At 41.1% G+C, this 22,394-nt stretch carries 22 protein-coding genes; 6 read left to right on the top strand and 16 right to left on the bottom strand.

The genetic code is table 11. The features are described from left to right. Positions 1-32: 32 nt before the first annotated feature. The 6 genes from ATHSA_RS08495 to ATHSA_RS08470 are packed head-to-tail and all read left to right on the top strand — an operon-like array spanning position 33 to position 7,616. Positions 33-1,187: a carbohydrate ABC transporter permease gene (locus ATHSA_RS08495; RefSeq protein ID WP_197739156.1), complete on the top strand. Its 1,155-nt coding sequence runs from the start codon at positions 33-35 to the stop codon at positions 1,185-1,187. A gap of 8 nt (positions 1,188-1,195) precedes the next feature. Further along, complete coding sequence (locus ATHSA_RS08490) at positions 1,196-2,077, top strand: carbohydrate ABC transporter permease (protein ID WP_161848671.1); 882 nt, start codon at positions 1,196-1,198, stop codon at positions 2,075-2,077. A 45-nt stretch (positions 2,078-2,122) separates the two neighbouring features. Beyond that, complete coding sequence (locus ATHSA_RS08485; protein WP_161848670.1) at positions 2,123-3,346, top strand: 2,3-bisphosphoglycerate-independent phosphoglycerate mutase; 1,224 nt, start codon at positions 2,123-2,125, stop codon at positions 3,344-3,346. Between the two features lie 22 nt (positions 3,347-3,368). After that, positions 3,369-5,180 carry a PEGA domain-containing protein gene (locus tag ATHSA_RS08480; RefSeq protein ID WP_161848669.1) on the top strand — a complete coding sequence of 604 codons (1,812 nt, stop codon included), beginning with the start codon at positions 3,369-3,371 and terminating at the stop codon, positions 5,178-5,180. A 16-nt stretch (positions 5,181-5,196) separates the two neighbouring features. Then, entirely contained in the window at positions 5,197-6,549 is a 1,353-nt protein-coding gene (locus ATHSA_RS08475) for an NAD(P)/FAD-dependent oxidoreductase (RefSeq protein ID WP_161848668.1), read from the top strand. After that, on the top strand, positions 6,546-7,616 hold the full coding sequence (locus tag ATHSA_RS08470; protein ID WP_161848667.1) for a glucose-1-phosphate thymidylyltransferase: 1,071 nt from the start codon (positions 6,546-6,548) through the stop codon (positions 7,614-7,616). Before ATHSA_RS08475 ends, ATHSA_RS08470 begins: the two co-directional genes overlap by 4 nt. Before the next feature lie 28 nt (positions 7,617-7,644). On the opposite strand, the gene rpoD is transcribed toward ATHSA_RS08470, so the two are convergent. The 16 genes from rpoD to ATHSA_RS08390 all read right to left on the bottom strand — a co-directional run bounded on the left by rpoD (position 7,645) and on the right by ATHSA_RS08390 (position 22,394). Further along, a complete protein-coding gene (rpoD, locus tag ATHSA_RS08465) occupies positions 7,645-8,814 on the bottom strand; it encodes an RNA polymerase sigma factor RpoD (RefSeq protein ID WP_161848666.1) in 1,170 nt (389 codons plus the stop codon). Next, on the bottom strand, positions 8,804-10,495 hold the full coding sequence (gene dnaG, locus ATHSA_RS08460; RefSeq protein ID WP_161848665.1) for a DNA primase: 1,692 nt from the start codon (positions 10,493-10,495) through the stop codon (positions 8,804-8,806). The genes rpoD and dnaG overlap by 11 nt, the downstream gene beginning before the upstream one ends. Positions 10,496-10,498: 3 nt before the next feature. Beyond that, on the bottom strand, positions 10,499-10,909 hold the full coding sequence (gene rpsI, locus ATHSA_RS08455; RefSeq protein WP_161848664.1) for a 30S ribosomal protein S9: 411 nt from the start codon (positions 10,907-10,909) through the stop codon (positions 10,499-10,501). 17 nt (positions 10,910-10,926) lie between these two features. Continuing rightward, complete coding sequence (gene rplM, locus ATHSA_RS08450; protein WP_161848663.1) at positions 10,927-11,367, bottom strand: 50S ribosomal protein L13; 441 nt, start codon at positions 11,365-11,367, stop codon at positions 10,927-10,929. Continuing rightward, entirely contained in the window at positions 11,342-11,923 is a 582-nt protein-coding gene (locus ATHSA_RS08445; RefSeq protein ID WP_161848662.1) for an ECF transporter S component, read from the bottom strand. The genes rplM and ATHSA_RS08445 overlap by 26 nt, the downstream gene beginning before the upstream one ends. After that, a complete protein-coding gene (rpmA, locus tag ATHSA_RS08440; RefSeq protein WP_161848661.1) occupies positions 11,920-12,192 on the bottom strand; it encodes a 50S ribosomal protein L27 in 273 nt (90 codons plus the stop codon). Before rpmA ends, ATHSA_RS08445 begins: the two co-directional genes overlap by 4 nt. After that, positions 12,189-12,488: a ribosomal-processing cysteine protease Prp gene (locus tag ATHSA_RS08435; RefSeq protein ID WP_161848660.1), complete on the bottom strand. Its 300-nt coding sequence runs from the start codon at positions 12,486-12,488 to the stop codon at positions 12,189-12,191. Before ATHSA_RS08435 ends, rpmA begins: the two co-directional genes overlap by 4 nt. Positions 12,489-12,505: 17 nt before the next feature. Next, positions 12,506-12,820, bottom strand: coding sequence for a 50S ribosomal protein L21 (gene rplU / locus ATHSA_RS08430; protein WP_161848659.1), 315 nt, complete (start codon positions 12,818-12,820; stop codon positions 12,506-12,508). Between the two features lie 107 nt (positions 12,821-12,927). Continuing rightward, complete coding sequence (locus ATHSA_RS08425) at positions 12,928-13,914, bottom strand: C40 family peptidase (protein ID WP_161848658.1); 987 nt, start codon at positions 13,912-13,914, stop codon at positions 12,928-12,930. Beyond that, positions 13,911-14,804 (bottom strand): BadF/BadG/BcrA/BcrD ATPase family protein, encoded by an 894-nt coding sequence (locus tag ATHSA_RS08420; RefSeq protein WP_161848657.1) that lies wholly within the window; start codon positions 14,802-14,804, stop codon positions 13,911-13,913. Before ATHSA_RS08420 ends, ATHSA_RS08425 begins: the two co-directional genes overlap by 4 nt. A gap of 12 nt (positions 14,805-14,816) precedes the next feature. Continuing rightward, positions 14,817-15,551 carry a GntR family transcriptional regulator gene (locus ATHSA_RS08415; RefSeq protein ID WP_161848656.1) on the bottom strand — a complete coding sequence of 245 codons (735 nt, stop codon included), beginning with the start codon at positions 15,549-15,551 and terminating at the stop codon, positions 14,817-14,819. Positions 15,552-15,561: 10 nt separating this feature from the next. Next, positions 15,562-16,698 carry an anhydro-N-acetylmuramic acid kinase gene (locus ATHSA_RS08410; RefSeq protein WP_161848655.1) on the bottom strand — a complete coding sequence of 379 codons (1,137 nt, stop codon included), beginning with the start codon at positions 16,696-16,698 and terminating at the stop codon, positions 15,562-15,564. After that, complete coding sequence (locus tag ATHSA_RS08405) at positions 16,691-17,740, bottom strand: serine hydrolase domain-containing protein (protein WP_197739154.1); 1,050 nt, start codon at positions 17,738-17,740, stop codon at positions 16,691-16,693. Before ATHSA_RS08405 ends, ATHSA_RS08410 begins: the two co-directional genes overlap by 8 nt. After that, entirely contained in the window at positions 17,737-19,317 is a 1,581-nt protein-coding gene (gene nagZ, locus ATHSA_RS08400) for a beta-N-acetylhexosaminidase (RefSeq protein ID WP_161848654.1), read from the bottom strand. Before nagZ ends, ATHSA_RS08405 begins: the two co-directional genes overlap by 4 nt. Before the next feature lie 41 nt (positions 19,318-19,358). Next, positions 19,359-21,059 carry an ABC transporter substrate-binding protein gene (locus tag ATHSA_RS08395; protein ID WP_161848653.1) on the bottom strand — a complete coding sequence of 567 codons (1,701 nt, stop codon included), beginning with the start codon at positions 21,057-21,059 and terminating at the stop codon, positions 19,359-19,361. A gap of 12 nt (positions 21,060-21,071) precedes the next feature. Next, on the bottom strand, positions 21,072-22,394 hold the full coding sequence (locus tag ATHSA_RS08390; RefSeq protein ID WP_161848652.1) for a transglutaminase-like domain-containing protein: 1,323 nt from the start codon (positions 22,392-22,394) through the stop codon (positions 21,072-21,074).

The following is a 22,394-nucleotide window of genomic DNA, read 5'->3' as shown; positions in this document are numbered from 1 at the left end:
AGGAAAACCTCCCCGATTTTTGGGGTGATATTTTGAAAAGAGTAAGAGAGTGGATCGCAGGTTATCTTTTCATATTGCCGATAATAATCGTAGTAGGAGTCTTTGTCATATATCCAATATTTGCTTCCATTTATTACAGTTTCACAAATTACAATCCCTTGCGCCAGATGGAGTACAAAAACACCTTCAATCTTCAAGATCAATTAGAGCAATATTTGCTTATTTTCAGCATGAAGGATCTCAACGTAAAGGATTTACTTTCCCAGTTTGATCCTGCCGATTTTATACAAACTCAGTTGGGAATAAAACTTGACAAAGATCAAAAGGCGATGATAGAAAAGTATTTTGATTCGAAAAAGTTGATGGAAGATTTCGTCGGTTTAAAAACTAACAAAAGAATGAATGGATCTCAATTCATGTCGGAGTACATGTCAAAGTACAAGGAGATGTTTTCGGGGTATACGCCTGCATGGGTGGGATTGAAAAATTTTTATCAGATGATAAATGATTCTCTCTTTTGGAAAACCCTATGGAATTCCATCTTTTTCTCCATAATCGTTACTCCAGTCCAAACTTTCATAGCGCTTTTGCTTGCCGTGGCGGCAAATCAAAAGATAAGGGGTATAAAGTTTTTCAAATTGAGTTTTTACATCCCATCTATAACCTCGTCTGCCGCGATCTCGATGTTATTCATGTTGCTTTATGCCAAACCCGGAATAATAAACAGATTTTTGGGATTTATTGGTATTCCTCCAATTGACTGGCTTTCAAACACATCGACTGCCCTGCCTGCCGTAATGGCTATGAACATATGGACGACAGCGGGATATTTCATGATCGTTTTTCTTGCCGGACTTCAAAACATTCCAAAAGATCTCATAGAGGCCTCAGAACTCGATGGAGCAACGGGATGGACGAGATTTTGGAAGATAATAATGCCACTTGTGAAACCTCAGATCTCTTACGTTGTAACGCTCGGACTTATTGGTACCCTTCAGGTCTTCGATCAGATATATTTTCTCATTCAAAATCAGCAAAATTACACAACGGCGATGTACATATACGTCAATGCCTTCAATTACAATCAGATGGGATACGCGTCGGCCATAGCGGTATTCTTTCTCGCATTCATAATGGTATTGACTTTGGTTCAAAGGAAAGTCGTTAAAGAAGAAAGTTACTTCTGAGGTGGAACATGAGAAAATGGGAGATCGCAAGAAAAGTTTCTTACATCGTTTTGATAATTTATGCCCTAATATCCCTTACTCCTTTTATATGGGCATTTCTTGTCTCGGTGGCTCCGATGAATTACATACTTAACGGAAAACCTACCGGCGTTAACATAATGCAGTGGCCTCCGGAAATAAACATCTTTAAAATCCCACCGGAGGTCTTTGGTGCTCCCGCAACCCTTTCAAATTACGGACAGGTCTTTACCGTAACGCCTTACGCAAGATGGATCTTGAACACAATAATATACGCGGGATTTGTAACACTGGGAAATTTGATCTTAGACGCGATGGCCGGATACGCCTTTGCAAAATTGAAATTTCCGGGTCGAAATTACATCTTTACCTTGCTTCTTGGAACTCTTATGGTGCCATTTCCCGTTACCATAATTCCTGTTTACAACTTACTCGTCAATTTTAACCTTGTGAATACCTATGTAGGCCTTATCTTTCCAAAAGTGGCATCTGTAACGGGGCTTTTTCTAATGAGACAGTTTTACATGTCTATACCGGATGAACTCGATGAGGCTGCGAAAGTTGACGGAGCCGGAATCTTCAGAAGGTTTTGGCAGATAGATTCCCCGGTTGCCCTTCCAGCCTTTGCGACCCTTGCCATATACACTTTTATGGGCACGTGGAATGATTTCTTCTGGCCTTTGATAGTTACATCCAACAAAGACATGTTTACCCTTGCGATGGGACTCAATTACTTTAGAACCTCTTATTACACCTTCTGGCAACTCATGATGGCCGCCTCTTTGCTTATGACAGTCCCAATGATAATAATATTTCTCTCGTTCCAGAGATACTTCGTCGAGACCTCCACATCCAGCGCCGTTAAAGGTTGAAATGTGATATAATAAACTGAAAATTGAAAACCGCGGAGGTCCAAAATGGATATACAGGAATTTGTCGGCAAATTGGTTGTGAAGAATGACACAAAGATAATTCTTCTTGTTATGGATGGACTCGGTGGCGCTCCAAATCTTGGAGGAATGACCGAGTTAGAAGGCGCGAACAAACCAAATTTGGATTTGCTTGCAAAGTCTTCAGATCTTGGGCTAAGCATACCAGTCTTGCCAGGGATAACTCCCGGAAGTGGCCCGGGCCATCTCGGATTATTTGGATATGATCCGGTGAAATATCAAATAGGAAGAGGCATTCTTGAAGCGCTCGGAATAGGCATCGATGTGTCCGAAAAAGATGTCGTGGCAAGGGGAAATTTTGCGACCTTTAAAGGCGATATTGTCGTTGACAGAAGGGCAGGAAGGCCTGCAACAGAGGAAAATGTCAAGGCATGTGAAAAGATAAATGCAAACATAAAAGAAATAGACGGCGTAAAGGTACATGTCTATCCGGGCATCGAGCACAGGTTCGTCCTGAAGTTGACTGGTGAAGGACTTTCAGATGAACTCACAGATGCCGATCCCCAAAAAGACGGAGAAAAGATGGTCTATACCACCGTCACAGATCCAAAAGCCAAGAAAACGTCCGATATCGTCAACAAATTCATAAAGCAGGTTGCAGAACTTTTGAAAGACAATGGAAAGATAACTGGATGCCTTGTAAGAGGCTTTTCAAAGCATCCGATTCTACCGAAATTTCCGGAAGTTTACAAATTGAGAAGTGCGGCCATAGCGACTTATCCAATGTACAGAGGACTCGCGAAATTGGTTGGTATGGATATACTCGACGTGCCACACGTGGATGATGAAGAGGGAAGTTTGGAGGCAGAAATAAAAGTACTTAGACAAAATTACAACAAATACGATTTCTTTTATTTCCACGTAAAACACACGGATTCTTACGGGGAGGACGGGAATTTCCTTGCAAAGGTGGATGTTATAGAAATAGTTGACAGAGCCATACCGCAGATTATGTCGCTCAAGCCCGATGTGATAGCGATAACCGGCGATCACTCAACTCCTTCACTTGTTGGTGGCCACAGTTGGCATCCGGTGCCATTGCTGATTCATTCGAAATATTCAAGGTATGGTCTTGCCGACAGGTTCGATGAGAAATCCTGTGCGCGCGGATCTCTCGGTACCATAGAGGCAAAGCATATCATGACTTTGCTTATGGCAAACGCCATGAGACTTGAAAAATACGGGGCATGATATGTAAAGAAAGGAGGTATCCATGAGAAAGATATTTTTACTGTCTTTTCTGCTGTTGATCGGGGGGATCATGATAGCGGCAGAGGCGAAGATACCATCCGAGGTAGAATCTCTCGCTTCGGCAAAATTGATAACTTTGGAACCGAATGACGTTATAGCCGTTTCGATGAATAAGCCTGAAGGAAGTGAGTACAAATCTGGCGAGAAGATCTATTTCACGGTCAAATTAAAGAAGGAAGGGTACCTTTACATATTTGATATGCCACAGTACGGTAATGTAACCCAGATCTTCCCAAATTACTACCAAAAAGAGAATTTCTTTAAACCCGGAACTTACAAAATACCTTCCGGATCTTCTTACACGTTGACGGTATCTGGCACGCGATCCGGTATAGAACTTGTGGAATTTGTACTTTCATCGCAGCCTTTGGAACTCGGAGGAACTTTGTCAGAGAAAAATCCTTTTTTGGAATTCGAAACAGTTCAAAAGGAAGATTTTGTAAAATTCAAGGAGGCAATCGTCAAATCGATTGTTGTGTCCCCCCAAAAATGGACTGCATGGACATACTTTTATCTTAACGCCGGAGTCAAGACTTTGCTAAATGTTCAAACGGTTCCGTCTGGGGCACATGTGATTTTGGATGGAAAGTATTCGGGAAATAGCCCTGTTGCTTTTAGCGTATCTGCCGGATACCATAACCTCTCGATCTCGATGAACGGTTATCAGCCATGGAACGGGGAAATTTATATAGGCATTGGCGAGGAAAAGAATATCAACATTCCCCTTGTTCCAATTCAGCAACAGATAAATGGTACTCTTTCGATAAGTGTCAATCCTTCATCTGCCAATGTATATGTCGACGGTCAATTTGTCGGAAACGGGAATCAAACTCTAACCTTAAGCAGTGGATACCACAACGTTTCGGTGACTTTGAATGGTTACGAGAGTTATTACAATTCGATGGTCCTTGTTAATCCCGGACAGACAACCTATCTTAATGTTAACCTTGTACCGCTTGCCGGGAACCTTTACGTATATTCTCAGCCTTACGTTCAGATATACATCGACGGAGTCTACGCCGGAGGAACGGGCTATCTTGGTTATGCTTACATAACGGGAATTCCTGTGGGATATCATGAGTTGAGATTCTCGAAAGAATGGTACATAAGCCAGACTATGAATTACAATCTCATTTCTGGAGACAATTTCCTTTCCGTTAACCTTTCTCAGGCTGGAATGTTGATGGTCAACTCAAATGTTTATCCCATCGATGTCAGAATAGACGGTAAATCTTATGGAAAGATAGAAAATCCAAACAAGGGAATCTTCGTGCCCGTTGGATCACACGAAGTAGAAATATCCAATCCACAGTATATGCCCTACAAATCGACGATGGCATTCAATTTTCAGCAGACGACGACTTTAAATGCGAGTTTGACTCTGAAACCGCTCGAGATTTCTTTGAAAGCCCAGCCCAATCCCTTCAGTCCAAATGGGGACTGGTTTGAGGATACAACAAACTTTTACGTTAATTTAAGCAGGAACGGATATGTTCAGATAAGTGTTTATTCCGGAGACACGCTTGTATGGTACAGAAATTACGATGCCTCATACGGGGTGTCGAGTGTTACGTGGGACGGTAAGTCTTTAGATGGCCAGATATTGCCTGACGGAGTCTACAAGGTCGTTGCAACGGTCGAAAGTTATGGTCAAACAATGACGGCGCAAACTAACGTTGTCATAGAAAAGGGTCATTACACTTTTCTCAAAGAGATCGTGATAATCGGTGGAATTTTGGTATTAATTGGGCTTCTACTTATCATATTAAAGTAAAAAGGAGATGTTGTAAATGAAGTACGATGTAGTTGTAGTTGGAGGAGGAGCGGCCGGAATAGGTTTTGTTTCCACCGCTTTGGCTACCTACCCAAAGAAAAAAATTCTTATGATCAAAAAGGAAAAGGACACCTTGGTGCCGTGTGGTATTCCCTACACGATAAGCACGTTAGACAAGGTCGAAAGCGATATCATGTCGACAAAGGGAATAGAAAGTGCCGGAGCCGAAGTTTTGAATGACGTCGTCACAAGAATAGATCCGAAATCCAAAAAGGTCTTTACGTCTTCTGGAAAGGAATTCGAATACGACAAACTCGTCCTTGCGACCGGATCAAATCCAATAGTGCCAAAGATTCCCGGAGTCGATCTCAAAAACGTCTTTACAGTCCCAAAAGATATAAATCAGATAAAAAATCTTAAGGAAGCGCTGTCCAATTCAAAGAAAGTGGTAGTAGTCGGCGCTGGATTTATAGGCATGGAAGTAAGCGATGAACTGAGAAGGGCGAAAAAAGACGTAACTATAATAGAGGCTCTCGATAGAGTCTTACCGGTTGCCTTCGATCCGGAATTTTCCGAAGAGGCGAGAAAAATAATGGAGAATGAAGGCATAAAGATAAAGACTTCGAGCAAAGTAAAGGAAATCGTGGGACATGGAAAGGTTGAAGGCGTGCTTTTGGAATCCGGGGAACGCGTAGACGCAGAAGTTGTGATTCTTTCGATAGGATACAGGGCAGAGAGCACCCTTGCCAAAGAAGCAGGCCTTTCTATTGGTATAAGCGGTGGAATTTGGACCGATGAATACATGAGAACGAGCGAAATGGATGTCTTTGCGATAGGAGATTGCGCCGAGCACAAAGATTTCTTTACGAGGCGTGCAAACAAGTTAATGCTTGCATCTGTCGCGGCCTTTGATGCAAGAATCGCGGCTGCCAATCTTTACAATCTCAAATTGATACGCCAGGTAAAGGGAGATCTAAGCGTCTTTTCAACATCTGTGGGAGGATTCATCTTTGCCGCTGCAGGTCTCGATGAGACAGATGCCAGAAATGGCGGTTTTGATGTTGAAATAGGGATTGCAAACTCCGTGGACAGACACCCTGCAACGATTCCAGACACGAGCAAGGTAAAGGTGAAATTGATCTTTTCAAAGAGCAGCGGTGTTTTGATAGGTTGCCAGATGATGGGTGGAAAGTCAGTGGGAGAAATGATAAACGTTGTTGGCACGGCAATTCAAGGTGGAATGACCGTTGCCGATTTAACAACTTTGCAAATAGGTACCCATCCGCTTGTTACGGCCTCGCCAGTTGTCTATCCTTTGATAACGGCGGCCTTGGACGCGTACGCAAAGTTGAATTGTAAAGAAAAATGAAAGCGATAATACTGTGTGCCGGAAAGGGGACGCGTTTGCGTCCTCTCACTTTCACAAGTGCCAAACAACTTATACCCGTTGCAAACAAACCGGTTATCCTTTACAGCATAGAAAAGATAAAGGAAGCGGGTATAAATGAAATAGGAATGATAGTTAACACAGAAAATATTCAGGCCTTTCAGGAAACTCTCGGAGACGGATCTAACTTTGGTGCAAAACTTTCATACATAATTCAGGCAGATCCCAAAGGCCTTGCCCATGCCGTTAGCACGGCCAAGGATTTTCTCGACGGAGAGCCTTTTTTGATGTACCTTGGAGACAATCTTATTCAGGAAAATCTTGTAACCTTTGTTAAAGACTTTGAAAAAGAGAAGTTGAACGCTTCGATCCTTCTTACCCCCGTCGACGATCCCTCACGGTTTGGCGTTGCCGTTGTCAATGGAAATACGATATCGAGAGTCGTTGAGAAGCCACAAAATCCGCCGTCCAACCTTGCAATAATAGGAGTCTACATCTTTGACTCTTCGATCTTCGATGGTATAGCAAATATAAAGCCATCGTGGAGAGGAGAGTACGAGATAACGGATGCCATCCAATACCTTATAGAGCATAATTACAAGGTTCAAGGCCATATAATATACGGATGGTGGAAGGATACGGGCCGCCCCGAAGATCTTCTCGAAGCAAATAGAAGGATCCTCGAAAATGTAAAACATTCAAAGAAGATGGGAGTAATAAATGGAGGTACAAAAATAGAAGGCCATATAGTCATAGAAGAAGGCGTTGAAATAGTGAATTCTGTGATTCGCGGTCCGGTCTCGATAGATCAAAACTCGACGATAATAAATTCCTACATAGGTCCTTACACATCCATAGGCAAAAACGTGATAATCGAAAACGCCGAAGTGGAAAATTCGATTCTTCTTGAAAATGCCGTTGTAAGAAATGTGGGTGTAAGAATAGACGCAAGCATCATAGGAAAAAATGCGAATGTATCGAGCATAGACAAAAAGCCAAAGGTTCACAATTTCATAATAGGAGATTACAGTTCGATCAAATTGGGATAATAAAAAAGGTGGATTTTATCCACCTTTTTTATTTTTCTTGCGTACTCTGCGTTACTTCTGATTCATCATCGAGTCCCATGAAAACTTTCAAATGTTTGCTTCTGCTTGGATGTCTTAATTTTCTTAAAGCCTTTACCTCTATCTGTCTTATTCTTTCTCTTGTGACGTTGAAGTACTGACCAACTTCTTCAAGCGTCTTTGCCTTACCGTCTATGAGACCATATCTCATTTTGAGCACCATGGCTTCACGAGGACTAAGCGTGTTGAGAACTTTGTCGATCTGTTCATGAAGTATCATCTGGGCTGCCGCATCTTCTGGAGAGAGGACATTCGGATCTTCGACGAAATCTCCAACCGTTGATTCATCATCATTTCCAACCGTTGACTCAAGAGAGATAGTCTCTCTTGCGGCTTTTAAAATCTCATTTATCTTCTCCTTCGGCTTTCCCATCTCACGCGCCAGATCATCTATCGTCGGATATGTCCCATATTCCTGCATGTAATTTCTTATAACCTTGTTCATCTTGTTTATCGTCTCAACCATGTGGACTGGTACCCTTATCGTTCTTGCCTGATCCGCTATAGCACGTGTGATTGCCTGCCTTATCCACCATGTGGCATAGGTTGAGAACTTGTATCCCTTTTTCCAGTCAAATTTGTCTACAGCCCTTAAAAGACCTATGTTTCCTTCCTGTATCAGATCGAGAAAGGACAGTCCGCGGCCCATGTATTTTTTCGCTATGCTAACGACCAGCCTCAAATTCGCAACGGCCAACTTTTGTTTTGCCTTTTCGTCGCCGGCCGCCGCTTTTCTGGCAAGTTTTCTTTCTTCGCTTGGAGAAAGAAGAGGTATCTTTCCTATCTCTTTGAGGTAAAGTTTGACCGGATCTTTCAAATTGGCGTTGTCGTAAACGGAAGGCTGCTGGCCATCGAGATACGTGAGATATCTTTTGACTTCAGAACTTTCTGTGTCTACGTAGGCTTCACCCTCATCTGTGATGTCTTCACCTTCATCGTGAATCTCGATATTTTCCTTCTCGAGCATTTCGTATATTTTTTCAAGCAGATTTGAATCTAATTCTTCATCATTGGGGATGGCGCTGTCTATGTCGGCGTATGTTACGTAACCATTTTTCTTACCCTTTTGGATCAAAGCCTCTATTTTTTTCTTAGTTATTACGGCGTTGCTATCGGCCATCGATATCACCTCGCTTTCCTTTCAAAACGGCGTAAAGAGAAAGCATCTTATTTTGTAAAATCTTTTTCTTTTGGGAATCTTCCGTGCTTTTCATCTCACTTTCGAGTTTTGCAATTTCGGATTTTATCTTCCTTTCCCTTAACCTTACAATTATCATATTTACGGCTTCATCCATGTTTTGAATCTTTGGATCGTAAGTTATGATCTTGAAGAACCTTTTGCTTTCATTTTCGTCGAGCATCTTTATTATTTCCTGTGGAGAGGTATGACCATCTTTGACAAGATCAAAGATCTTTTTGGTGAAGTTCGAAAGATAATTGTCTTCTATTTCAGAGATCAGACGAGATCTAACCTCATCTCCGGCAAAAAGCAGATACACGATAGAATCCTCAAAACTCATTCGCTCTATTTTGACTTTCTCAGGTGTCAAATTGTTCGAATATATAGTTTTCATCTCGTACATCATTTCCTTTTCGTCTATCATCAAGGTTTTGGCCGCTATTCTTGATAGGGTATTTTTAAGAATTGGAGATTCTATCCACTTAGTTGCATCGGCAAATTTTTTGACGGCCTTTGGAAGATCAACCGTATTTCCTATTATACTTCTAACATAGAACTCCCAGTAATCGAGCGCACCGTCGAGGGTCTTTTTGAAATCATCTCTGTTGTGAACTCTGAAATACTCATCGGGATCTTTTGCGTCTGTGAAGGTAAGGACCTTAACGTTTAAGTCGTACTTTGAGAGGACTTTGGAAAGTTTCTCCATTGCATTTACCCCGGCCCTATCACTGTCAAGCACTAATAACAGATTTTTGGTGAAATTCTTTATGCTTTCTATGTGATTTTCGGTGAGGTTTACCCCGAGTACTGCAACTGAATTGACGAATCCATTTTTGTGAAAGGCTATCGCGTCCATGTATCCCTCACATATTATGGCGAAATCGAAACTTTTCATCTTTTCTTTCGCCCTGTCAAAAAGGTAAAGCACCTTTGACTTAGAAAAATACCTATTTTCTGGTGAATTCAAGTACTTAGGCTCTACATTACCTATCGCCCTTCCACCAAAGGCTACTATTTTGCCGCTTGAGTTTTTAATTGGAAAGATTATTCTGTCTCTGAAAAATTCATAGGTTGATCCATTCTTTCCGCGGGACAAAAAACCGTAAGAAAATAATTTCTGTTCCTCGAATCCAACTTTTTTGGCAACAGAAATTGTCACCGTTGAATTTGGAGGAGCATAACCTATTTCGAATTCCTTCAAATCTTCCATTGACATCTTTCTTTCATTCAAAAGATAGGAAAGGGCATTCTTACCAATTGGAGAAAAGATCATATCCGTATAAGTTTTCGAAAGCATTTGGGTGAATTTGACGTATTTTGAGAATTCGTCATCTTTACCGGTGAGCGGAGATTCTATCCCGCAAAGATCGGCAACCTTTTGAACGGCTTCGCCAAATGAAAGATTTTCGATTTTTTTTACAAATTCTATGACATCACCGCTTGCACCACAGCCAAAGCAGTGAAAAAAGCCCTTTTCCGCATTGACATAAAATGAAGGAGTTTTTTCTTCGTGGAACGGGCACAATCCTCTGTAATTCGATCCCGCTTTTTCAAGCACAACATAGTGCGACACAACTTTTACTATGTCGCACTGCGATTTGAATTCCTCGAGACTTTTCACAAATCAGCGTTTTGAATACTGCGGACTCTTTCTTGCCTTTTTCTTTCCGTATTTCTTTCTTTCGACCATTCGTGGATCTCTTGTCAGCAGGTTGTTCGCGCGCAGAGGTGATCTCAAATTCTCGTTGAAATTCAGAAGGGCTCTCGCTATACCAAGTTGTAATGCCCCGGCCTGTCCTTCAAGACCTCCGCCGTTTACCCTGCAAAATATGTCAAATTGGTTGACCGTATTTGTAACAGTGAATGGCAAATTCGTTATGATTTCGAGTACCTCACTTTTGAGGTAATCTTTGAATGATGGGTACTCTTTTTCATTTATAACTATCTTCCCGCTCCCGGGCTTTAAATAAACCCTCGCAACGGCCGTTTTCCTTCTTCCAGTCCCGTAAAAGACGATGTTAGACGTAGAGGCCATTTAATTCACTCTTCCTTTCATAAATTGATGGACAAAGGTTGAGGCTTTTGAGCCATATGAGGATGTTCGGAACCACTGTAGACTTTCAATTTTTTCAGCATGTGCCTTCCAAGAACATTTTTGGGCATCATACCCTTGACCGTTATTTCTATCATTCTTTCGGGATGACTTGCAAGCATATCCCTTGCCTTTATCTCTTTTAGCCTGCCGGGATACCCTGAATGGCGTCTGTAAACTTTATCGTCGAGTTTATTGCCGGTCAAGATCACTTTGTCTGCATTTATCACGATCACAAAATCTCCGTTGTCCACGTGGGGAGTGTATGTTGCCTTATTTTTTCCCATCAAAATTCTTGCTATATCAACTGCAAGACGCCCTACCGGTTTGCCGGCAGCGTCGATGACGTACCATTTTTTCTCAACTTCTCCTGGCTTAGCGAGGTAAGTTTTTTGACTCATATTTTCCCTCCACAAATTTTTTACCTTCCCAATTTTCAACCTTGAAAAATGTGGAAATTTTCTTATACACCAAAAAGACGACCGTGCTGTCTATGCCTGTCTTAAGAAGGTTAAACAACACTATTATCCAAAGATAATCCTTCAATATAAAAATGTAAGAAACATGCAAATACGGTGGATAAACAAGGAGATTCAATCCTGCCATTCCGACAGTCGTGGCAAGACTTGCAGCGATCATTGAAAAGACAGCTCTGACCTTTGTTTTGTGTATTTTGTATATCCACGATGCCGTTCCCACAAAGATGATTCCTGCGGCAAGATTCATCAATATACCAATGATATCTGTCCCTCTTATCGCAAAGTAAAGCAAATCTTTGATTATCTCGGTCAAAATGCCAGCCCATGGTCCGATCATGAATCCGACCATCAAAGTGGCTATCTCACTTCCATCGTACTTGAATCCCACAAGTTGCGGCATCGGGATTTCAAGAAGCATCAAAAGGGTCGCAAGTGCCGAGAAGATCCCTATTATAGATATTTGCTTTGCCTTGCTCACTGATTGACCTCCACCTTTGCGTATTTCCTTCCGTTGCGTACTTCGAATTTGACTTTGCCATCCTTGATGGCGAAAAGGGTGAAATCTTTACCAAGGCCAACATTTTCACCCGGCCATATTTTTGTGCCGCGCTGTCTTACAAGTATATTTCCACTTCTTACTATCTGGCCATCTCCAACCTTTGTACCGAGATATTTTGGATTGCTGTCTCTTCCATTTTTACCAACTCCGGTACTTTTCGTGGCAAAGAGTTGAATCTCTATTTTCATTTCTTTACCTCCGTTTCTCGAACAGATACATTTTTAGGGTATTGCTTTGATAACTGAAGCAGTGTCTCGTAAAGAGTTTTTATCATCGTGTGCGCGCATTCATTTTTATCTCTAAGATGGCACTTCAAAAGACCATCTTTCAATTCGTAATCAACGTTAAGATGCATTACCTCTTTTAATCCTATCAATGTCGATTGAGAAAGAGCACTTATTGCCGCACAGACTACATCCTTTCCCTTTACGTCTATTCCAACATGTCCGGTTATTTTAAAACCCTCAAAAACACCTTCATTCAAAAAGAACTCACATCGTGTCATGCTTCGATCTTTTCAACTTTTAGCAAAGAATACCATTGTCTGTGATTTTTGACCCTTCGATAGCCTTTTCTTCTTCTGAACTTGACAGTTATGACCTTTTTGTATCTGCCATTTTCAACAAGTGTGGCCGTAACCTTCGCGCCTTCGAGGTAAGGAGAGCCTATCTTGAGATCTTTATCGTCCTTTACCGCTAAAACTTTGTCGATAACTATTTGTTCACCCTCTTTGGCATTCTTGACGAGTTCGGTCTTGAAAGCCTCTCCCTCTGAGATTTTGTACTGCTTCCCCCCTATTTCGAGTATGGCGTACATTTAGCGCACCTCCTTTTCTCAAAGAAATCACTGATCCAAGGTGTGGATTTACCATCTTGATACCCGGATCATGTGTCTAAGGTATTGTACCATAAAAAATTTTTATTTCAAAAGTCAAATTCTTTAATATTTGTAGAATGTATCCTTCCGAATTTTAAAATACTCTTTCTCAAATCTTCTTCGTAATCGTTGGAAGGATCTGTTATGTGTGAAATCCCGACTCCACCCTGTGTGAGATTCGCATGAACCATCCGTCCATCTACGTACATTCCAACATGGCCCGGAAAGAAGATAAGATCGCCAAATCTCAGATCTTTTTCTTCTATTTCTAAAGAAAATCTCTGCTGAAGATCGGCATCGCGCGGAATCTTTATTCCGGCATAATCGTAAAGCCTCCCGACATATCCGGAGCAGTCATAACCGTAAGAGGAGGCGCCCCCCCACAAATAAGGTGTGCCTAAAAACAGGATCCATTTTTCTTCAATGTCTTTAAAAGATCGCTGGACCTTTACGTCTGTGAATTGACATTCAACCCTTTTATCTCCGATCATTCCCTTCCATTTGTTACCGATCTTGTGACCGGGAATCCTCGATCCAAATGGCACAAAAAATTCATCATTACCACACTTTACCCGTGCAAATCTTTCACTCACAACTCCTTCTTCGAACTCGTTCTTCATTTTTTCGATTTGATCGAAAGATATGAGATCGATTTGAGATCCCTTTATATACCCTGTATAGTTTGTTCTTATGTCCTTTACCAGAATATATTCATTCTCAAATCTTAGGATCTTTACGATCTCTCCAAAGATCAACTGGTGAATACGTTCGCTTCTAAAGCGAGGGTCTCGCCTCATATCGATTACCGGGATATTTACAACCCCATATCTGATTTGGAAAGGAATCGTCTCATCGAGTATTGTAAGATCGAAGATTATATCTTTAAAATTTTGAATTAAAAGGTTCATCGAATCTTTTGTGTCTATAAAGCCAATTACTCTGAATTGGCCTTCGTGAATTATTTTAAATCCGTAAGCGCACAGTCTTTTATCGAGTAAAGAATTTACCTTTTCAAAAAATTCATTTTCTTTCATTTCCTTCTCTCCATTTCATAGATTGCCATTATTGCCGATCCCACAGCGGGACTATTTTGAGGACTTAAAAATATTGCCTTTGGGAAGTACACTTCAAAGACCCTCTTGAATCTTTTGAGAAAGTATTCGGACTTGAAAAGCCCGCCGGTGTAGGAGAAGGTGAAATCTTCTCTGAACCTTCCACGCTTTTTGACGATTCCTATCATGCGCATCACATTTTCGAGGCCTTCTTTCAATATTAAAAGCGGTAATTCTTCACCTCTTTCTGCCGCTTGAAAAACGATGCTAACGGCCGAAGATATCCTTGATTTATCGAAATTTCCGGAATAATAAAGGTATATAAGATCCTCAACCCTTTCGAATCCAAAAAATCTCGTCAACTCTTCTCCGAACGGGATGTATATTCCTCTGTCCCTGTAATCCAAAAGATGCTTTATCGCTTGTGTGACAAACCAGTATCCTCCACAATATTCATCAAAGGCATATCCCCACCCTCCGGCCCTGTTTATCTCTCCGTCTTCATTTCTTGAGACGACTATCGATCCAGTTCCGGCTATGAGAAGTATACCCGTTCCGCCTGTCGCACCCCACAATGCGGCAATGCCATCATTTTGAATGAAGAAATTTTTTATTCCTATCTCTTTGAAAATTCTTTCTATTTGTTTTTTGTCCGCCTCCCTGTCAACGCCGCTCAATCCCGCTCCAACGACGTCAAAGGTATATCCTTCCGATACCTTTTTTATTCCCCGCGATATGACCTCTTTCACCTTTTCTATACCGACAAGATGGTAATTCGAAGGCTCTTCTATCAAAATAGACCTTATTATTCTTCCGTCATACAGGCAAAATTCTGTCTTTGACCCTCCTCCATCTATTCCCACCGCTATCATCTTTTCATCTCCTTAGGATCTTATTCTTACCGTGAATTTGTATTTGTCTCCTCTGTAATAAGATTGAACGTATTCTATGCAATCACCGTTAGAGGTATATGTATATCTGTTCCTGAGCAGGATACAACTTCCATTTTGAATTCCTAACAATTTCGCATTTTCTCCACTTGCCTGAACAACCTCTATCGTTTCATCGGCATATTCGAGTTTTATACCGGCATTTTCCCGGAAAAAGTTGTAAAGAGAGGATTTGGACATGTCCATATCGAGGATATCTAAAAGTTTGAAGTCGATCGATATATTCACGTAAGTGAACTCTATAGCATAGGGAACGCCATCAAGCAATCTTAACCTATTTAGAAATATGACCTTTGTGCCGGTCCTGATTCTGAATCTTTCCGCTATGTTTTCGGGGACATTGACCAATTTATTTGCGATGACAATCGAAGAAGGAGTATGACCTAACAATAATGCCTCCTGGGTAAATCCGCGCAATTCAGAGAGATTTTGTATATTTTTTCCTTCGGCTATTCTTGATCTTCTTCCCCTTTGTTTTTCTATTAATCCATCTTCCAAAAGATTTTTTAAAGATTGCCTGACTGTAAGTCTGCTTACACCGTAAATCTTTGCAAGTTCTTCTTCTGGAGGGAGAGATTCACCGGGTTTGAAATCTTTTTCTATTTTTTTCTTTAAATCCATGTATATTTGATGGTAAATGGGAGTTGGATCCTTTCTGTCTATTTTCATTTTACCACCTTCATGGTAATGAAATTTTACCGAGCAAAACTTTTGATTTTGCGCCTGTAACCTTGGGATCATTCGCGGGTTTACCGCAAAAAAGTTCATTTGCCAAAATCGCAAAGGCCTTTGCCTCTCTCCATTGCCAATCAATTGCTATCTCGACGGGAATCTTTCCAAAATACCTTCTTAACGATTCGACAAGCGTTTTGTTCATACATCCGCCACCAGTCAGGATAACTCTGTCAAGGCCATTAGGTATAACGTACATTTTGTAAGACTCGTATATGCTCCAGGATGTAAACTCCACAACGGTCCTCAAAATATCGGCCGGATCAAGAGAAAGAGTGGGAAGGTAATCTTCGTTGTACACTTCCTTTCCCGTCGATTTTGGAGGTTTTTTCAAAAGGTAATCCTTTTCTTTGGATTTAAGAAATTCTAAAAGTGATGTATTTACCTTTCCCTTTGACGACAAGATGCCATCTTTGTCGTAAGGCTGATCAAAGTACCTTCTTACGACTAAATCTATCAAGGCATTTGCCGGCCCCGTATCAAAGGCTAAAATATCTTCTTCATCTGCGCCTTTTGGAATATAGGTAAGATTTGAGATGCCGCCCAAATTGTTAAGAGATATCGATTCATTTTCTCTTGAATAAAGTATGTAATCGACATGTGGGACTAAAGGCGCTCCCTCTCCTCCGGCCTCGATATCCTTTATTCTGAAATCTGAGACCGTTATAACTCCAGATCTCATCGCTATTATGTCGCCATCCCCGATTTGAAGTGTGCATGGATGAGATGATCTGCTCGGAGGATTATGAAAAATCGTTTGGCCGTGACTTGCTATAAGATCTATTTTTTCATCTCCAAGAAATTTTTTCGCACAATCGCCGAAAAATTCTCCAACTTTGAAATCAAGCACACATACGTCTCTCATCAAGGCCTTTACCTTCATGGAGTCAAGAATTTCTCTTTTCAGATCATCTGGATAATCAAAATGTTCGGCCCTTTCGACGGAGCATTTCGTCGATCTGCCACATCCGTTAACTATAGTCAATACCAGATCGACACCATCGGCCGACGTTCCAGACATCATACCGAGAATTTTCCTTTCAGGTTTTTTCAAAGTTTCCACAAGCACATCTATCTCATTCACCCAAAGACCCCCTATTTGCGACGATGTAATTATGAAGTAGTGGCCTGAATCTTATTATCTTGTCCTGATTTTCCCTTCTTGAGATGTTTACCCTGTTTGTGAGTAGAATTACCGCTATGTCTATTCGTGGATCTATCCATATAGATGTGCCAGTAAAGCCCGTATGACCGAAGGCATATTTTGTCATCAGATCACCGCAAGAGCATGCGAAACCTTTCATGTCCCATCCCAAAGTTCTGCGATTCTGGCCATCGTTGAAAGCCTCGCACGTGAAAGACTCTATCGTTTCTTTGGAAAAGATCTTTCGATCTTTGTGTTTGCCCTGGTTAAGGTACATCTTTGCGTAATTGTAAAGGTCCGTCACATTTGAAAAAAGTCCGGCATTGCCGCTTATCCCTCCAAGATAATAGGCAAGTTCATCATCGACATCGCCTTGCAAAGTTCTTCCATCTCTTTGGGACGTTGGCGCTATTTTCCAGTCCTTTGGTGGTCTGAAGGCTGTATGAAACATATCGAGAGGCTCGAAGATTTCAGATCTTGTAAATTCGTCAAATCTTCTCCCGCTTACCATCTCGATTATTTCCATTAAGGTTATGAAATTGAGACATGAGTACAGGTACTTTGACCCTACAGGATTTATCGGGGGCGTTGAATTTATAACCTTCATCAAATCTTTTCCTCGGGTATACTTCCATCCTTCGGAATAAGACGGGAGTCCAGATGTGTGTGTAAGAAGATGAAAGATCCTTATTTCTTTTTTCTCGTCCGTTTTGAATTCATCCAAAAACAAACTTATCGGATCGTATAGGCGTAAATTTCCATCTTCGATTAACTTCATTATCGCGGGAGTTGTTGCCACAACCTTTGTCATAGATGCAAGATCGTATATCGTGTCATTTGAAACAGGCTCTTTTGAATCTTTGGACAAAGTACCGTAAGATTTTTCAAAGATCACCTTTTCGTGATCGCCAACAAGTAGGACCCCTCCCGGAAATGTGCCACTTTTTATCGCCTCAGCAAAGATCTCATCGATTCTTTTCATAATTTCACCGGAGCCTTTCCGGTAAATCTTTCACCACTCAAAACCATCTCGGAAAAGGCCCTTTGAGAAACCTTCGAATAACTGTAAAGTGCGACTGAATTTCTGACACCGTCCATAACACAATCGTACGGGTTTCTAAGGGCAAGGATAAGGACATTGTCATTTCGCACATTCATGACGGCGTTTACCAGTTTTTTCCACTCCGCTATTAGATGAGCGTTTAACGTACCGATGATGACGATGCCGTTGAAATTGCTAATTTTTTTGGTAACCTCTTCTATCTCGGACTCGCTGGGCTTTGAAGAAACGTAAAGACTTTCTATGCCTTTTCCCTTTTCTTTGAATAGTTTTTCTATTTCAGACATGCCTCCGGCATTTTCTTCAACGTTTGTAAGTGCAAGATCTTTTGGAAAGATCAAAAAGATCTTTGAATTTGGGATTTTTTCGATCAAACTATCCATGTTTCTGACAAGCGTTACTGATTTTTTTGCTATACCGTATGCGATGTCCGAATTTTCTTTAGATCCTATCGTGGAGTCTATCACGATCTGTCCATCTAAAAGACCAAGATTTTCCTTCATATTCAATACGCGTCTGACAGCATCATTTAGTCTTTCGATGGGGATATCACCGAATTTGACCATTTGGATCAAATTCTCGATTGATCCTATCTGCTTTTCGAAGGTGTGGCAGATCATAATCATGTCGGCGCCTGCCATCAAGGATCTCCACGCGGCTTCAGATGGTTCAAGATTTGTCGTTATTCCTCCCATCTCAAGATCGTCTGTAACGGTTACGCCATCGAAATTCATCTCTTTTTTAAGAAGCCCTGTCATAACGGCATGAGAAAGCGTTGCCGGAATTTCACTTTCACAAAGTGCCGGATAATAAACGTGGGACGGCATTATCGAATCGATACCGTCTCTTACCAATTCTTTGAATGGATAAAGTTCTATCCTTACAAGATCGTCCAATTCTCTGTTTACAACAGGCATTTCAAAATGTGCATCCTTTGCGCTGTGTCCTTTACCGGGAAAATGTTTTGCACATGCCGCCACATGGCCGTCGTGCAATCCTCTCACGAATTCAGATGCATATCTTGCAACGATTCTCGGATCGTCCGAATAACTCCTAACGCCTATGCCGGGATTCTCTGGCAGATCATTCACATCGACGACCGGTGCAAGATTCCAGTTGATCCCTACGGCACGCATCTCTTTTGCCATAACAAGTCCTGTTAAATACGCGTTGTGTGGATCATTAGTTGCGGCCGTTGCCATGTTGCCCGGAAAGACCGTAAATGGTTCTGTCAGACGCGTGACTATCCCACCTTCCTGATCAACTGCTATCGTGAGTGGAATCTTCGACATGCGTTGCAATTCTGATGTTAATTTTTTAACCTGATCTGGGCTTTCTATATTTCTTTTGAAAAGAATGACATTTCCCAAATGGTAATTTTTTATAAGTTTTTGTATGTTTTCGGAAGGATTTTTGCCATCAAAGCCGCATATCATTATCTGTCCTATCTTTTCTTCGTTACTCATAGACTTTAAAAGATTTTCAACTTTTTCAGACATATTGCACCTCTTTTTAAAGATATGGGGGATAGCCCCCATATCTATTTTAGATGAATATTCAAAAGTATGATCTCTCCACCCTGTCCATTCGTCGCTCCACCGGCACAATATGGATTAGAATCTGAAGGCCATCCCACGAATTTTGCGGCACTGAAATTTGAAAAGTTTGTTCTATTTGTTAGAGGGATGAATGGTACATCATCGAGCACTATTCGCTCTATCGTATACATTGCCTGCTTTTGAAGTCTCAAATCGCTTGTACTTGCGTAAACTTCAAGCGCATTCGTTATTAGAGGATTCGTGTACCTTGAGTAATCTGAAAGGGCCGATTCGCCGATCTTTGAGGCTGAGAAGGCTGGATTTAATCTTTGGTAATAGACGTAATAAGGCGTTGGACCTGAAACTCCCCAGCATATCGCCATGTCATACGTTCCGCTCATTAAAGATGAAATGTAAGCAGACCATGGAGCCTGATCTATGATCGTGCTTATCCCAAGTTTCGAAAGGTTTTCGGAAATTATCTGCGCCTGCGTTATGAAGTCGGTCCAGCCGGCACCGACAAGGATCTTGAATGTTGGCAATACTTTTCCATTTGGATCTGTGAGTTGTCCGGCCGAATTCTTTGTAAATCCTATCGATGCGAGTAATGTCTGGGCCTTTTGTGGATCGTAAGTGTTCAATTCAGACGCAAGAGCCGTCAAGGTTGGATCTAACCATTCCTTAAGTTGGGCCGGAACAATGCCGGTTGGGTTGGCAACGCCACCTATTCCGAAATATGCTTTCTGTTCGAGATCATTTTTGTCTATGGCGATTGAAATTGCCTTTCTAAAGACCGGATTGTCAAATGGAGATTTCTGGGTATTGAGATAGAGCGCGTTGAAATTGTTAACCGGCCAGTAGATTTTGTTTGTTTGTGGATCTTTGTTCACCCATATGTTCATTATATCCGGAAAATAGGAAGATCCCCAGTCTGCCTCGTGTTTTAGCATCATAAGAAGGGTTGTGTTGTTCGAATTGACATTTTGTATTTCTACCTCATCAACGTAAGGTCTACCATTCATCCAGTAATTTGGATTTTTAACTATGATCGTCGTTTGATTGTCTGGAGAATAACTTTTGAACAAAAATGGTCCAGTTCCGACGGGATTTGTCGTGTTTGTAAATGTTGTAGGGTCTTTTATGTTTGACCATATATGTTCGGGCACTATGTACTGGCTTGCTATGTTCAAAAACAAAGGCGTATTTTGCTTGTCGAAATTGAACACGACGGTATCGCCGGATGCCTCTACACTTTTGAGACCTGAATTTTTCCAAAGACCGCTCGTGTCAAATGAAGGGTATTTTTTGACAAGGTTAAATGTAAAGGCCACATCATTCGCGGTAAATGGCGTTCCATCTGACCATTTGACGCCATCTCTTACTTTAACGACGAGTTTCAAATTGTTATCTTCCCATTTGTAATTTACACCAAGAAGCGGCGTTATCTCGCCACTTATCGTGTTTATGTAGAAAAGAGATTCGTAAATCTCGGGAACGACCGGCAACTGTGCCTGAGGAGACAATGGATTGATGCTAAATGGAGTTTGTAACCCTGAGTTAACAACGACGACGGTTCCTCCGTATTTGTAAGAACTGTCTGTCGGCATGATCCCGCCTGTGGTTTGATCTAACATCCAGCTAGACGCGAAGATCGAAAATGCAAGTAATACCGCCAAAGCAAGGAACACAGATACTTTCTTCATTTTTTACCCTCCTTAATTCAATTTTTGAAAAGAGATGACATTTATCTTTGTTTCGAAATCATCGTAGTAGATATTTTCTTTTTCTGTTTCAATCTCTCCCTCTTGATTATCGTAAGGATCGGATCTCACGAATTTTTTTGGCGGATCGAAATCAACCATGAAATTCTCATTTGCGATCATCCTGAAAGCGTCCATGTTTCCAAAATAAAAGTCTCTCAATTTGCCCATTCTCGATCCTCCGAATGAAGGATCTACAGGAATCCATCCGTAGGGTTTGACGTAGAAGTATGCCCAGTCATGTGGACTTGCGTCTATCGGGTTTATAAACCATCCAGATTCCCATCTTGCGGGTATGCCACAACTTCTGCACATCGTTATAAAGGTCAATGCCTGAACGCCGCAATCACCCTTTAGATTCGATAATGCGAAATCGACGAAAGAAGTATCGTGTGTCGAATACGCGTGCATGTATGAGTACCTTATGTTTTCGGTTATCCATTCGTAAATTTTCTTTGCTTTGAAATATGGATTTTCTTCTTTACCGATGATCTCTGAAGTTATGTTTTTAACGTAAGGACTAAAAACGATATGTGGCGGTACCTCTTTGAGATATTTTGAAATGCGAGAGTTTAAAACTTTTGATGGATCTACAAATGAAATCTGCTCTGTTATGGTGTATTCGAATCTAACCGTAAAATGCGTTCCCGCCTTTGGCTTGTCTTCCATGTACAAAGTTAGATTTTCTGAATTCGAAGACAATCTGTATTCGTGATCGCATTCGAGTAATCTTACATTCTTGACAGGATACGCGTTCTTCGGAAATGGTAGCCAGCATCTTAAAACCTCTGCATCGAAATCTCTTTTTAAAGTCAGAGACACCTCTGCCTTCACCTTATAACTTCTGGGTACATCTCCATCTAAAATTTCGAGAATTCTTTTGTTGACAATTTCGCGTACATTGCCCCTTACATTTTCATATCTTTTCGCGTACGATTCATCTTTAAAGGTAAGATTTTGTAAGAATCTTTTTTCGAAGAATCTTTTTTTGTCGATTAAAATGTAATCTAACATGCCATTTTGGAGAAGCAGATCGAATTCATCTTGAGATGAATCCTTTATGGATTTTTCAAAGACAGACCTTGCCATTTCCTCATCGTAGGGATAATTTTTGATAACCCGCTTTATCCTTTCAAGTTCATATTCAAGCCTCTTTTTCAAAAGTGAAGGTAATTTTTTAGAAAGCCTTTCTTCTACAATTTTTTTGGCAATCTCAAAATTCCCCAAACTTTCTTCTCGTCTTATCTCTTCGGGCAAAAGCACACTCAAAAAGTCCAT

The organism is Athalassotoga saccharophila, assembly GCF_009936215.1.
GTDB classification, from domain to species: Bacteria; Thermotogota; Thermotogae; order Mesoaciditogales; family Mesoaciditogaceae; genus Athalassotoga; species Athalassotoga saccharophila.
This window is presented reverse-complemented; position numbering and strand designations above follow the sequence as displayed.

What these genes read in the sequence shown, in the direction of transcription:
- ATHSA_RS08480 (WP_161848669.1), top strand. Translation starts at nt 3,369, where the DNA reads ATGAGAAAGATATTTTTACTGTCTTTTCTGCTGTTGATCGGGGGGATC.
- rplU (WP_161848659.1), bottom strand. Translation starts at nt 12,820, where the DNA reads ATGTACGCCATACTCGAAATAGGGGGGAAGCAGTACAAAATCTCAGAG.
- ATHSA_RS08485 (WP_161848670.1), top strand. Translation starts at nt 2,123, where the DNA reads ATGGATATACAGGAATTTGTCGGCAAATTGGTTGTGAAGAATGACACA.
- ATHSA_RS08415 (WP_161848656.1), bottom strand. Translation starts at nt 15,551, where the DNA reads ATGAAAATAGACAGAAAGGATCCAACTCCCATTTACCATCAAATATAC.
- ATHSA_RS08425 (WP_161848658.1), bottom strand. Translation starts at nt 13,914, where the DNA reads ATGAAAGAAAATGAATTTTTTGAAAAGGTAAATTCTTTACTCGATAAA.
- rpoD (WP_161848666.1), bottom strand. Translation starts at nt 8,814, where the DNA reads ATGGCCGATAGCAACGCCGTAATAACTAAGAAAAAAATAGAGGCTTTG.
- nagZ (WP_161848654.1), bottom strand. Translation starts at nt 19,317, where the DNA reads ATGTCTGAAAAAGTTGAAAATCTTTTAAAGTCTATGAGTAACGAAGAA.
- ATHSA_RS08390 (WP_161848652.1), bottom strand. Translation starts at nt 22,394, where the DNA reads ATGGACTTTTTGAGTGTGCTTTTGCCCGAAGAGATAAGACGAGAAGAA.
- ATHSA_RS08420 (WP_161848657.1), bottom strand. Translation starts at nt 14,804, where the DNA reads ATGATAGCGGTGGGAATAGATGGAGGAGGGTCAAAGACAGAATTTTGC.
- ATHSA_RS08405 (WP_197739154.1), bottom strand. Translation starts at nt 17,740, where the DNA reads ATGAAAAGAATCGATGAGATCTTTGCTGAGGCGATAAAAAGTGGCACA.
- rpmA (WP_161848661.1), bottom strand. Translation starts at nt 12,192, where the DNA reads ATGAAAATAGAGATTCAACTCTTTGCCACGAAAAGTACCGGAGTTGGT.
- rpsI (WP_161848664.1), bottom strand. Translation starts at nt 10,909, where the DNA reads ATGGCCTCTACGTCTAACATCGTCTTTTACGGGACTGGAAGAAGGAAA.
- ATHSA_RS08490 (WP_161848671.1), top strand. Translation starts at nt 1,196, where the DNA reads ATGAGAAAATGGGAGATCGCAAGAAAAGTTTCTTACATCGTTTTGATA.
- ATHSA_RS08475 (WP_161848668.1), top strand. Translation starts at nt 5,197, where the DNA reads ATGAAGTACGATGTAGTTGTAGTTGGAGGAGGAGCGGCCGGAATAGGT.
- ATHSA_RS08395 (WP_161848653.1), bottom strand. Translation starts at nt 21,059, where the DNA reads ATGAAGAAAGTATCTGTGTTCCTTGCTTTGGCGGTATTACTTGCATTT.
- ATHSA_RS08470 (WP_161848667.1), top strand. Translation starts at nt 6,546, where the DNA reads ATGAAAGCGATAATACTGTGTGCCGGAAAGGGGACGCGTTTGCGTCCT.
- rplM (WP_161848663.1), bottom strand. Translation starts at nt 11,367, where the DNA reads ATGAGTCAAAAAACTTACCTCGCTAAGCCAGGAGAAGTTGAGAAAAAA.